This window comes from Flavobacterium sp. NRK F7, assembly GCF_024054195.1.
Lineage (GTDB): Bacteria > Bacteroidota > Bacteroidia > Flavobacteriales > Flavobacteriaceae > Flavobacterium.
Genome location: NZ_JAMXLB010000001.1, coordinates 3,548,383 through 3,560,609 on the forward strand (window position 1 = coordinate 3,548,383; position 12,227 = coordinate 3,560,609).

17 protein-coding genes are annotated in these 12,227 nt (G+C 29.9%); 9 read left to right on the forward strand and 8 right to left on the reverse strand.

What is annotated here, in order from left to right; all coding sequences use genetic code 11:
* Positions 1–55: 55 nt before the first annotated feature.
* The 6 genes from NHF47_RS16225 to menD all read right to left on the reverse strand — a co-directional run bounded on the left by NHF47_RS16225 (position 56) and on the right by menD (position 5,282).
* Positions 56–616 (reverse strand): chalcone isomerase family protein, encoded by a 561-nt coding sequence (locus tag NHF47_RS16225; protein ID WP_252765905.1) that lies wholly within the window; start codon positions 614–616, stop codon positions 56–58.
* A 95-nt stretch (positions 617–711) separates the two neighbouring features.
* Complete coding sequence (locus NHF47_RS16230) at positions 712–1,275, reverse strand: chalcone isomerase family protein (RefSeq protein ID WP_252765906.1); 564 nt, start codon at positions 1,273–1,275, stop codon at positions 712–714.
* A 23-nt stretch (positions 1,276–1,298) separates the two neighbouring features.
* Positions 1,299–2,225, reverse strand: a complete 927-nt coding sequence (locus tag NHF47_RS16235) for a YihY/virulence factor BrkB family protein (RefSeq protein ID WP_252765907.1) — start codon at positions 2,223–2,225, stop codon at positions 1,299–1,301.
* Positions 2,225–3,082, reverse strand: coding sequence for a carboxylating nicotinate-nucleotide diphosphorylase (gene nadC, locus NHF47_RS16240; RefSeq protein WP_252765908.1), 858 nt, complete (start codon positions 3,080–3,082; stop codon positions 2,225–2,227). The genes NHF47_RS16235 and nadC overlap by 1 nt, the downstream gene beginning before the upstream one ends.
* Before the next feature lie 112 nt (positions 3,083–3,194).
* Positions 3,195–3,536, reverse strand: a complete 342-nt coding sequence (locus NHF47_RS16245) for a DUF2853 family protein (protein ID WP_252765909.1) — start codon at positions 3,534–3,536, stop codon at positions 3,195–3,197.
* 87 nt (positions 3,537–3,623) lie between these two features.
* Positions 3,624–5,282, reverse strand: coding sequence for a 2-succinyl-5-enolpyruvyl-6-hydroxy-3-cyclohexene-1-carboxylic-acid synthase (menD, locus tag NHF47_RS16250; protein WP_252766113.1), 1,659 nt, complete (start codon positions 5,280–5,282; stop codon positions 3,624–3,626).
* Positions 5,283–5,397: 115 nt separating this feature from the next.
* Between menD and NHF47_RS16255 the strand changes: the two genes are divergently transcribed.
* On the forward strand, positions 5,398–5,898 hold the full coding sequence (locus NHF47_RS16255) for a GNAT family N-acetyltransferase (RefSeq protein ID WP_252765910.1): 501 nt from the start codon (positions 5,398–5,400) through the stop codon (positions 5,896–5,898).
* Position 5,899: 1 nt separating this feature from the next.
* Here the strand turns inward: NHF47_RS16255 and NHF47_RS16260 are convergent, their stop codons facing one another.
* Positions 5,900–6,487 (reverse strand): glutathione peroxidase, encoded by a 588-nt coding sequence (locus tag NHF47_RS16260; RefSeq protein WP_252765911.1) that lies wholly within the window; start codon positions 6,485–6,487, stop codon positions 5,900–5,902.
* A gap of 107 nt (positions 6,488–6,594) precedes the next feature.
* On the opposite strand from NHF47_RS16260, the gene NHF47_RS16265 reads away from it, so the two are divergent.
* Positions 6,595–6,951: a potassium channel family protein gene (locus tag NHF47_RS16265; RefSeq protein ID WP_252765912.1), complete on the forward strand. Its 357-nt coding sequence runs from the start codon at positions 6,595–6,597 to the stop codon at positions 6,949–6,951.
* 63 nt (positions 6,952–7,014) lie between these two features.
* Here the strand turns inward: NHF47_RS16265 and NHF47_RS16270 are convergent, their stop codons facing one another.
* Positions 7,015–7,479: a hypothetical protein gene (locus tag NHF47_RS16270; RefSeq protein WP_252765913.1), complete on the reverse strand. Its 465-nt coding sequence runs from the start codon at positions 7,477–7,479 to the stop codon at positions 7,015–7,017.
* Between the two features lie 128 nt (positions 7,480–7,607).
* On the opposite strand from NHF47_RS16270, the gene NHF47_RS16275 reads away from it, so the two are divergent.
* The 7 genes from NHF47_RS16275 (at position 7,608) to NHF47_RS16305 (ending at position 12,213) form a co-directional block, all read left to right on the forward strand.
* Entirely contained in the window at positions 7,608–8,114 is a 507-nt protein-coding gene (locus tag NHF47_RS16275; RefSeq protein WP_252765914.1) for a GbsR/MarR family transcriptional regulator, read from the forward strand.
* A 60-nt stretch (positions 8,115–8,174) separates the two neighbouring features.
* Positions 8,175–8,996, forward strand: coding sequence for a DCC1-like thiol-disulfide oxidoreductase family protein (locus tag NHF47_RS16280; protein ID WP_252765915.1), 822 nt, complete (start codon positions 8,175–8,177; stop codon positions 8,994–8,996).
* A 3-nt stretch (positions 8,997–8,999) separates the two neighbouring features.
* Positions 9,000–9,908, forward strand: coding sequence for a TIGR01777 family oxidoreductase (locus NHF47_RS16285; RefSeq protein WP_252765916.1), 909 nt, complete (start codon positions 9,000–9,002; stop codon positions 9,906–9,908).
* The gene (locus tag NHF47_RS16290) at positions 9,905–10,249 is read left to right on the forward strand and encodes a hypothetical protein (RefSeq protein WP_252765917.1); all 345 of its coding nucleotides are present in this window, start codon (positions 9,905–9,907) and stop codon (positions 10,247–10,249) included. The genes NHF47_RS16285 and NHF47_RS16290 overlap by 4 nt, the downstream gene beginning before the upstream one ends.
* Positions 10,250–10,259: 10 nt before the next feature.
* Positions 10,260–10,646 (forward strand): hypothetical protein, encoded by a 387-nt coding sequence (locus NHF47_RS16295; RefSeq protein WP_252765918.1) that lies wholly within the window; start codon positions 10,260–10,262, stop codon positions 10,644–10,646.
* Positions 10,647–10,811: 165 nt separating this feature from the next.
* A complete protein-coding gene (locus NHF47_RS16300; protein WP_252765919.1) occupies positions 10,812–11,792 on the forward strand; it encodes a hypothetical protein in 981 nt (326 codons plus the stop codon).
* A complete protein-coding gene (locus tag NHF47_RS16305) occupies positions 11,761–12,213 on the forward strand; it encodes an SRPBCC family protein (protein WP_252765920.1) in 453 nt (150 codons plus the stop codon). The genes NHF47_RS16300 and NHF47_RS16305 overlap by 32 nt, the downstream gene beginning before the upstream one ends.
* Positions 12,214–12,227 lie beyond the last annotated feature (14 nt).

Here is a 12,227-nt window from a genome sequence, read left to right on the forward strand (position 1 = left end):
AAACACTTCATATGAAGTGTTTTTTTATTTTTTTATGTAAGAAAATCGATTTATTTTACATTCCTAACATAGATTTTTTCAAATCTTTATCGGCAGGATTATTAGACAACCAAATTCCAAATAATGCCTTTTTAAAATCTTGTCCTTCAACAAATCCTTTTTTAACACCATTTTTATACACAACTATACCCGTTCCTGCAACGTGAGCAAAAGTAAAAGAATCTCCTTTAGTAAATTTTTCTGTAAAGAAAGATTTAAATTTTTCAATTCTATCTTTCAAAGGAGCCACATTATTATTAGTCGATTTAATAAAACCTTCATCTAAAGCACCCATCATTTTTTCAGAAGATACCATTCCAGACACTACATCTAATTTTATAGCTGCAGTTTCGGTGCTATTTACCACTTCAGTTCCATTTGTACTTTTCTTTGGCAAATACAGAGAACCTACATACAAATCAATCCACCATTTTTCACGAATACCAGCTCCGTTTAAAACTAATTTTTTACCTTCTACAGTAATAGTTTCATCCAACTTAACTCCAGATACTGTTGTTTGAGCTGACGAAATCGATGTAATTAAAATAATAATAAATGTAACTAAATGCTTTTTCATAACTTGTTTATTGTTTTTTTTTGCTAATTTATATTTTTTTGTTGAAATAATTATGAATTTTATTTTTTTGGATACAAAAAATTTCAACCATTAAATTATAAACCTAACATTGCCTTTTTAAGCTTTTCATCTGCTGGTTTTACACATAACCAAACTCCAAACAAAGCTTTCTTGAAATCATGACCTTCAATCACACCACGTTTCACACTGTTTTTAAAAACCGTGATACCTGTTTTAGGATTATAAACAATCATAAATTCATCATTTTCTTTCATAGTACTATCAAAAAAGGAAATAAACTTATCTATTTCCGCTTTTAACGCAGCAGTACTACCATTCATGGAGTTTTGAAATCCTTCATCAAACATTTCTTTCATTCGTTCTGCTTTTAATAATCCAGAAACCACATTAATTTTTATAATTGCTGGTTCTGTACTATTAATGATTTGATCCGCATTGGTCGTTTTTGTAGGCACATACAAAGATGCTACATACATATCAATCCACATTCTTTCTTTGACACCAGCACCATTAAGTACTAAACGGTTACCTCCAAAAGATAAAGTTTCATAAACACTAACACCAGACAGCTTTGATTGAGCACTTGTATAAACAAGGGGTAATAATGTTAAAGTTAGCAGTAGGTAAAGTTTTCTCATAGTTTAAATTCATTAAATAATTGTTAAATATATAAATTTTTTCTTTTTAATTTGTTAATAGTTGCATTTAATTCGAAACCGAGTAAAAGAACCATACAATTTATCCAGATATAAAACATTAAAACAAGAAGCGTGCCAATTGATCCATACAGCTCATTATATCTTGCAAATTTTTCTACATAAATTCCAAATATAAAGGAAGTTAGCACTATAAGCAAGGTCGTAAACACAGCTCCATAACTAATAAATGATATATGTTTTGTTTCCGTTGTACCAAATTTATATAAAATGGAAGTCGTAATTAAAATCATTAAAATAACAAATAAATACCTACCCCATTCAATCAAATGCACATCATTACTTATTAATCCTTGTGACTTTATTTTTTGAATAATTACTTCAAATATTACAATAGAAGCCACAGTAATAATTAAAATTAACGACAAGGCAATTGAAATAGCCAAAGCAATGAAATATTGTCTAAAAAAACCTCTTGTTATGGTTATGTGTGTAGACATTTCAAAACCCCCTAAAATCGCATTTACTCCATTGGTCATTAAAAAAATAGATAAAATAAAACCAGATGATAACAAACTTTTATAACTGGTATTCATAATATCTTTAATGATTAACTCAATAGCTTCGTAGGTATTCGGTGGAACTCCTTTCTCTACAAAGAATAAAAAATCATCTTGAAAATTTTCAATGGGAATATAAGGAATTAAATTTAAAATAAATAATGCAAAGGGAAATAATGCCATAAAAAAACTAAAAGCTACTGCACTTGCCCTATAGGAAAAGGCTCCTTTTAATATTCCTAGAAGATATAATTCAACAATATCGTACAAAGACAAACCTTCCAAAGAAGAAAAAGTAATTTTCTTTCCAAAAGCAACTAACTGCTTAATAATTGGAATTTTATCTAATTTATGTTCGATTGCTTCAGACATTAAAAGGCTTTTAGGCTTAAATCCATATTATAAACAGAATGTGTTAACGCTCCGGAAGATATATAATTTACTCCGCACTCAGCATATTGCTTTATTGTATTTTCATTAATATTACCTGAAGATTCTGTTAAGCAAGTGCTTCCAATTAAAGCTACCGCTTCTTTTGTCATTTCAAAAGTAAAATTATCCAATAAAATTCTATATACTCCAGTACTTTGCAAAATTTCTTTTACCTCAGCTAAGTCTCTAGCTTCAACAATTATTTTTAAATCTTTTTTGTTTTCTTCTAAATATTTTTTCGTTTTTTGAATAGCAGGTGTAATTCCTCCAGCAAAATCAATATGATTGTCTTTCAACATAATCATATCATAAAGCGCAAAACGATGATTTTCTCCTCCTCCAATTTTTACGGCCCATTTTTCAGCAGCTCGTAAACCTGGTGTTGTTTTTCTAGTATCTAAAATTTTGGTAGAGGTTCCTTCTAATAAATTTACGAAATAATTGGTTTTAGTAGCTATAGCACTCATTCGTTGCATCGCATTTAAAACCAATCGCTCTGCTTTGAGAATGGATTGAGAACGTCCCATAACATGAAACACGACATCTCCATGAGAAACCTTTTCACCATCCTTAATAAAAGTTTGGATTTCTAATTCAGGATCCACATAAGCAAATACTTTTTCAGCAAAAGCTACTCCCGCAATAACCCCTTTATCTTTAACTAATAGCTTTGCTTTTCCTTTTGCCTCTTTGGGAATACACGCCAACGAACTATGATCTCCATCACCCACGTCTTCCCTTATCGCATTCTCAATAATTATATTTAATTCTTTTTGAAATTGTTCTTCTGAAATCATTTTTTAAAATTTGAATTGCTAAAGTAAGAATTCGATTTTACAAAATTTTTAATTTTAACATAATTGCAAAAAAAATCCCGATTGAATCGGGAATGTGTTAAAAGGTTGCGTTTTATTTATAAACAGCTTCTTTTTTAAAATGTTTCGTTAACAAATAATAAAAGACAGCTCTATATTTGTTTTTATTGGATTTCCCATATTGGTCAATTACTGCTGCAATAGCTTTATCTAATTCTGGACCTTCTTTTAAACCTAATTTTTTGATTAAAAAATTATTTTTAACGGTTGCCAACTCTTTATCATCTGACCCAGAAACTGTTGAAGAATCTGCATTGTAAATAGATGGTCCGCAACCAATAGTTACTTTGGTTAATAAATCCATGTCTGGCGTAACACCGCATTTTTCTTTTAAATCGCCTGCGTACTTCGTAATTAATTCATCTCTTTTGCTCATAACTCTGTTGTTTAAATTTGTTTGTAGATTATTTAAATTAAACGATTTTTATAAAAAAACACTTAATTCACTCATAAAAATATAATTTTATTTTAGATTTTTAAAATAATCCAATAAAATTTTGTTGTTTAATTTTTCTGGAGTATTAATTTCCAACAAACAAGGCTGCTCATTTGAAGTTATAAATAGAGACCATGTTTCTTCCAAATCTGCTTCATTATCAACCCAATGATAATTAAAGTGAAACATAGCTGCTAAATATTTAGCATTCAATCGATGAGAGGTTTCAAAAAAAGTAGTAAATACATTATTTTCTTCGTGTCCAGGTAAAATTCTAAATATACCTCCACCTCCATTATTAATCAAAATAATCTTGAAATTTTTAGGAATGTAATTGTTCCAAAGCGCATTACTATCATAAAAAAAACTGATATCACCAGTAATAAAAAAAGTTGGTTTATCTTGAACAATAGCCGCACCTATAGCAGTAGAAGTGCTTCCATCAATACCACTTGTACCACGATTACAAAAAACAGTTATAGAAGGTTCTATATTCACTAATTGTAGATAGCGAACAGCTGAGCTATTACTAATTTGTAATTGTATATTAGGAGGCAAGTTTTTACTGATAAAATCAAAAACCTTAAAATCTGAAAAAGGAATATTTTTCAAATATTCTGCAGTTCTAACTTTTCTTAAAGAGATAATTTCTTGCATTTTTAAATCATACTCACTCTTTGTTTCTGTAAAATTTTTTAAAAGTTCTTCAAAAAAATGCTGCGGCTTGGTTTTAAAATGCTCTGTCAAACACCCATAAGTATTGTATGCCCTTCTTTCATCTATATGCCAATGTGCAACAGGTTTGTATTTTCTTAAAAAAGCTTTGATTCGTTTAGAGACAACCATACCTCCAAAAGTAATTAAGATGTCGGGTTGAAAAAAAGCAAAATCTACATCAGTAAATGGTGTAATGATAGTATCAATATTATGAACAAACTTTGTATGATAGAGGTTAGATGTTTTTTCAGTCATTACCACCACAGACGAATCGGCTGCTAATTGCTCCAAAATTTCATTTTGAATTACATCGGGTTTATTTTCCCCAATTACTATCAATTTCTTTTTACTGGTTTTCCATTGGTTAATAAATAGACTATCTAGCTCAAAAGTTGGACTATTTTCACTATCAAAGGAAATCCATTTTGTTTCAACAGTTAAGGCATCAACTGTTTCATACAAAGGTTCTTCAAAAGGAATATTAATATGTACAGGGCCTTTTTCAATAACCGCTAAGTGCAGTGCGTTTTGTATGGCTAAATCGTTTTCAGTTGAAACCTCCTCAGTCAAGTTAGCACTAGTTATAATATGATTGGAAAAAACATTTTCTTGACGAATGGTTTGCCCATCGCCTATATCTATTTTATCATGTGGCCTGTCTGCACTAATTATTACTAACGGAATTTGGCTATAAAAAGCTTCTGCTACCGCAGGATAATAATTTAAAACAGCTGAACCTGAAGTACAAACAACTGCAACGGGTTCTTCTAATTGTTGCGCGATTCCTAATGCAAAAAAAGCAGCGCAACGTTCATCAGCTATACTATAACAAGTAAAAAATGGATTACTCGCAAAACCAATGGTTAAAGGTGCATTTCTTGAACCTGGAGAAATTACAACATGTTTTAGTCCTTTAGCTTTACAAATTGCTATTAGACTTTGAGCTAAAGGAATTTTAGGATATTTTATTTGTGACATCAAATCTTTACAGTAAAGTTCTTTTGTAGAACAGATAAATTGATTGACAAAGGTAAAGAGTTAGTGTGTTTTTTTAATAATTTTACTTCAATAATTTATTTCAAGTATGCAAGTTAACGTAAGACCTTATCAAATCAAAGATTGTCCTTCCATTTTGGAAATTGTGAATTACAATATTAATCACACTACTAATATATATGAGTATCTTCCAAGAACCCTTGAGGAACAAATACAACAGTTTGAAGATAAGCTTAAAAAAGATTTTCCTATACTGATTGCAGAAATAAACAATGAATTAGTCGGATTTGGTTATTATAGCGAATTTAGAACACGACCCGCCTATCAATTTACAATTGAACATTCTGTATATGTTTCCAATCAACACCAACATAAAGGAATAGGAAAAATACTACTCACAGAATTAATTCAATTGGCGCAAAAACAAGATAAAAAAACCATAATTGCAGTCATTGATTCCGAAAATCAAAACAGTGTTTTATTCCATCAAAAAGCAGGCTTTAGAACAGTAGGAATTATAGAACAATCAGGAAATAAATTTGATCGTTGGCTACATACCGTTATCATGCAACTCACATTAAAACCTTAAATTACCCTTTATTTTCTATCCAGTCTACAACACTAGCATCAGTTGGCAACGTTCTAGGAGAAATTACTTTTTCTACTTCCCCATTTTCATTGATTAAATATTTTTGAAAGTTCCAAGACACTTCACTATCTTCAAATCCGTTTTTAGCCTTTTGAGTTAAAAAAACATACAAAGGGTGCATGTCATGACCTTTAACTGAAATTTTACTCATCATAGGAAAGGTAACTCCATAATTTCTTTCACAAAAAGTGGCAATTTCTTCATTATTACCTGGTTCTTGAGAAGCGAAATTATTGGCTGGAAACCCTACAATAACAAAATTTTGATCTTTATATTTATCGTATAATGCTTGCAAATCTTTATATTGAGGAGTTAACCCACATTTTGAAGCAGTATTCACAATCATAATTTTTTTCCCTTTTAAAGAAGTAAAATCAAAGGTATTGCCTTCAATATCCTCTACTTTAAATTGATAAATATTTTCTTTCATAGTTTGCTTATTATCATTAGATGAATTGGATTTTTTTTGCGCAAAAACACTATGTTGCACTAAAAAAACCATAACGCAGAAAATTAAAAACTTTTTCATACTTTTATTTTTATATCAAAATTACGTTTTTTGGCCTCCTAATCTTCTTAAACAAATCATAAATATTAATAAAATTTTGTACTTTAGAAATCTAAACAAACCAGACTATGTTTTTCTACAGAACCTTAATTTCATTTTTGCAAGATGATGAATACAGAGATTTACTCATCACTACGATAATGATTGTTTTAGTAGGTACGCTTACCTATCATTATTTAGAAGGTTGGAGTATTGTAGACTCCCTTTATTTTTCTGTTGTAACTTTAACTACCATAGGTTATGGAGATTTTGCCCCCAAAACGGATGGAGGCAAATTATTTACCGTATTGTATATTATAATAGGTATTGGAATGATCTTGAGTTTTATCAATACCATTCAGCATCATTACACCCACATGCGTTATAAAGAACGTAAAGAAATACTCAGAAAAAAATTAAAACGAGAATCAAAAGCAAATTCCTAAAAACAAAAACGAACCATCAATTAAGACGATTCGTTTTCAAAAAAACATGTTCAAGAGTTAATTTTAATGCTTTTTATGTCCTTTATGTTTTCCGTTAGAATGATAGTGTTTTTTTACTTTATATTTTCTTTTGTGATCCTCAAAATATCTGTAAGGTCTATTCCCATGATAATCTAAAGCAACTCTATATCCTCTTCTTACATCATAATGATTGCAATAACTTGGCAAATATCTAGATCTAACCCATCCATTTGAAGTGTAATAAATATAAACCGATGCGTTACTATCAAAATAAGCTTCAATTTCTGGATAATAATAATATTCTACTGGTTCATAATGTCCACAGTTTGCAGTATGTACATGTCTATATTGTGGTGTGTAAGCGCGATTGGTATTCGCGTTAATACTCACTCCTATGCTTATTTGTGCATTACTTTTCAGTGTAAATAATGAGGCAAAAATTAAAAATAAAATTGCTGTCAATTTAGTAATACTACTCGTCTCCATTTTTATACTAATCGCTTTCATAATACATTATTTTATTTGTTAGTATAAGTACAAAACCAAATACTGTGCCAAAACAAACTTTCATTTTTTTTTGAAAGTTTAAAAACTTTTATATATCTTTGCTTCATCAAACAGTTTAGTTCATACAAATGGAATTCAAAGAAGCAAAAAATAAATTCGTTCAAACTTGGGGAGCCTTAGGTTCACAATGGGGTATTAATAAAACCATGGCTCAAATACATGCTTTATTAATGGTAAGCAACGAACCTGTTTCTATGGAAGATATTATGGAAGAACTCCAAATTTCTCGCGGTAATGCCAGTATGAATATTCGTGCTTTAATGGATTGGGGTATTGTTTATAAAGAATTTAAAGCTGGAGAAAGAAGAGAGTTTTTTACAGCCGAAAAAGATTTGGATGAATTAGCCGTCAAAATTTCTAAAGAAAGAAGCAAAAGAGAAATCAAACCCGCTCTAAAAGTTTTAAAAGAAGTCTCTTCTATTGAAGCTAGTCAAAATGAAGCAGAAAAACATTTTGTAGAGCAAACCACTAAACTTTATGACTTTGTGTTAAAAGCCGATAATGTGTTAGATAAAATTACTGAATACAAAGACAATTGGTTAGCAAGACTAGTAGTTAAAATAATGAAAAAATAATTTAAAAAAATTTAATCTAAACTTTCAATTTTTTCTGAAAGTTTTAAAAAAACAAGAACCATGAAAACCTTAGCCAACCATATTTTGCTTTATGATGAAGATTGTCCCATGTGCAACTTATACACTGCTGGTTTCATCAAAGCCAAGATGCTCGATCAAAACGGGCGGAAAGCATTTGTTACTCTAACAGATAATGAACAAGCCTATATTGATGTAGATAAAGCTAAAAATGAAATTGCATTAGTAGATACTACGAATAAAACCGTTTACTATGGAATAGATAGTTTATTGCAAATAATTGGTACTTCTTTTCCTTGGATTCAAAAAGTAGGCAATTGGAAACCTATCAATTTCTCCTTAAAAAAATTATACAAATTCATTTCTTACAATCGAAAAGTAATTGCACCAAGTAAAAAAAACGATTCAAATAAACTAGAATGCACCCCTGATTTCAATATTCCTTATCGCATTTTATACATTGTTTTAGCCACTTTATTTACAGCCATTATACTGTTCCATTATGCCAAATTAGTACCCTTCTTATCAAATGCTCATTTTGGTAAAGAACTAGCATTAGCTCTAGGGCAAATTGGTTTCCAATATCTCTTCATTCGTAAGATAAACAAACAAGACCAACTCCATTATATTGGAAATTTAATTACTGTTTCTGTAATGGGAAGTTTGCTTTTACTTCCAATACTTATTCTAAATCAATTTGTAGTTCTCCATGAATACATCGCTCTAGGTTGGTTTGCAATAACGGTAAATCTCATGATACTTGAGCATTACAAAAGAATTAACCTGTTACAATTACCAAAACACCTAACATTAACCTGGATTTTGTATCGCATCTTAGCGTTACCCTTCTTATTAAATTTTTAAAAAATGAAAAAAATAGTTATAGCAGCTGGAACTGGATTTTTAGGCAACGTTTTAATTCGCTATTTCAAACATAAATGTGATGAAATTGTGGTGTTAACGCGTGGAAAATCTGGAATTAAAAATAGCATAAAATATGTACACTGGAACGCAAAAACGCTTACCGGTTGGGAAACCGAATTAGAAAATGCAACCGCTTTAATTAATTTAGCAGGGAAATCGGTAAATTGTTGTTATACTGAAGCCAATAAAAAAGAAATTTTAGATTCTCGAATTGATAGTACTGCTATTTTAAATATTGCAGTTTTAAGTTGCAAAAACCCACCTCAACATTGGTTAAATTCGTCAACAGCCACTATTTATAGACATTCGGAAGACAAACAAATGACAGAACGTAATGGAGAAATAGGCGATGATTTTTCGATGACTGTGGCCAAGACTTGGGAACAAACTTTTTTTGAAGTACCTACTAAAAATACTTTAAAAACTGCTTTACGAACTTCTATTGTCTTAGGCAAAAAAGGAGGAGCATTTGTACCTTTAAAACGATTGGCTTTATTGGGTTTAGGAGGAAAGCAAGGAAAAGGTAACCAATTTATTAGTTGGATTCACGAGGAAGATTTTGCTAGCGCTATAGCATTTATTTTGGAACATCAATTAACTGGTGTTATTAATATTGTCAGTCCACAACCGATACCCAATAAAATCTTCATGAAGCAATTGCAAAAAGGTATTGGCATACCCATTGGCCTTCCTACCCCAACTCCCTTATTAAAATTAGGTGCCAAAATTATTGGTACCGAAACGGAATTGGTTTTAAAAAGTAGAAATGTGATTCCGGATCGATTACTCCAAGAAGGGTTTCAATTTCAATTTGATACCTTAGAAAAAACAATTTCAGATTTAGCATCATGAATCTCAATATCATTGGCTACCTAATTTATTTTAGCATTACATGTTTCATTATCCTAAAAGTTGGAAAAGTATGTTACGATAACGGAAATATTTACGTTTCCCAATTAATTCCTAATCATGAAGCCCTTTGTCAAAGAATCAATCAAATGTTGCTCATTGGATATTATCTATTAAATATTGGTTATTGTGCTATGACAATTATTTCATGGCAAAAAATAATTTCATTTGAAAACTTAATTGAAATTATTGCATCAAAATCGGCTATTATCATTATTACCATTGCTTTAATGCATTACCTCAACATTTATTTACTCACTAAATTCATTAAAAATTTAATTTAAATTACACATTATGGAAACTTCAAAAATTTTAATTGGCTACGCTATTTATATCCCAGTAGTTATGTTTTTAACCTTTTATGTTTCGAAAACCCTTTTCAAAAACAGTAAAATTTATATGCTCGATATCTTTAATGGGCGTGAAGAAATTGCTTTAGCAACTAATAAACTTTTCGAAACTGGCTTTTATCTCCTAAATATTGGTTTTGCGTTTCGTATTTTAGAAATGAGCATTAGTGACAATTCCTATCAATCTTTAATAGAAAACTTAAGTCATAAAATAGGTGGTTTTTCAATTTATTTAGGTATCATGTTATTTTTAAACTTATATTTATTTTTTAGAGGAAAAAGAAAAGCAAAAGCAAGTCAAAAAACCCAAACTTTTGTAGTTAATGGTTAATTTTTATTAAAAGCAACTCCTGCCTTTCTTTAAAAGCTTTCCCTACAAAAGCTTTCTTTCAAAAGTATACAAGGAGCTTCTCTTAAGTCGCTCTTGTATCCTAAGAAAAAATAGCTTTTGTAGATTCAAGGCTTTCCATTACAGTCAGGGCTAAAAAAATAAAAAATGAAAAAACTAAAAATTGTAGTCATCCCTATTCTATTCGTAATACTCATTAGAATCCTATTTGGAGCTAGTATATTTGACGATTTTGTATCAGTAATGTCATGGACTTTCTTTATAACAGTTCCAATGGGTTTAGGTGCATTAATGGTTTATTTATCTCCTTTAAAACAAGCAAAGCTATTAGGATATGCTCTATTTGCCCCATGGTTACTTGTTCTTGCCGTAATTGCTATTACTATCTTAATAGAACTTGAAGGTTGGGGTTGCTGGTTAATGATTTCACCATTATTCTTTATTTTCTCCTCAATGGGAGGAGGTGTAGGTAGATATTTTAAAATTAGAAAATCGAAAAAACAGGAGAATTTAAACATTTCTATTCTTGTTGTATTACCCTTTTTAATAGGTCCACTGGAAAACAGTATTACAACAAAACCTGAAATTTATACTACACACACTTCAATCATTATAAATAGTGATGCAGAAACAATTTGGCAAAACGTAACGTCGGTTCGAGAAATACAAAAAAATGAAGACCATTCACAATTAATTCCTTTATTAGGCTTCCCAAAACCTGTAAAAGCAGAGTTAGACACTTTAGCCATTGGAGGCTTTAGAAAAGCAATTTTTGAAAGAGGTTTAATTTTTAATGAAACCGTAACTCAATATGAAGATCAAAAATTAATGACATTTCAAATTAAAGCCAATACATTCGAAATTCCATCCACTACTTTAGACGAACATATTTTGATAGGAGGTGCATATTTTGATATGTTAAACGGAACATATGAATTGAAAATGACAGGAAAAAATCAATATAAATTAATTTTGTATAGTAACTTTTCTATGAAGACCACATTCAATTCCTATGCTAGCATTTGGGGAAATTGGATTATGAAAGACATTCAAAATAACATCTTAAAAGTGATTAAATCCAGAAGTGAAAATAAATATGACAACCTTACATCTTACAACCAGAATTAAAGCACCTTGCCATATTGTTTTTGATATAGCAAGAAATATTGATATTCATCAACAATCGGCAACCAATACAAAAGAGAAAGCCATTGCAGGTAAAACTTCAGGATTAATCGAGTTAGGAGAGACAGTAACCTGGAAAGGGAAACATTTTGGTTTTTATATAAAACATCAAAGTATTATAAGTAAAATGAAATATCCTTCTTTATTTGTGGATGAACAACTAAAAGGACATTTTAAAACTTTTAAACATACGCATTTGTTTGAAGAACAAAATGGAGTAACAATAATGCAAGATATTTTAGAATATGAAACCCCTTATGGCATTTTTGGAAAATTATTTGACAAATTATTTTTAAAAAAACATTTAAAAAACTTTCTTATCCATAGAAATACAATCTTAAAAAGAATTTCAGAAAAAGAATAATTATTCATTTATTC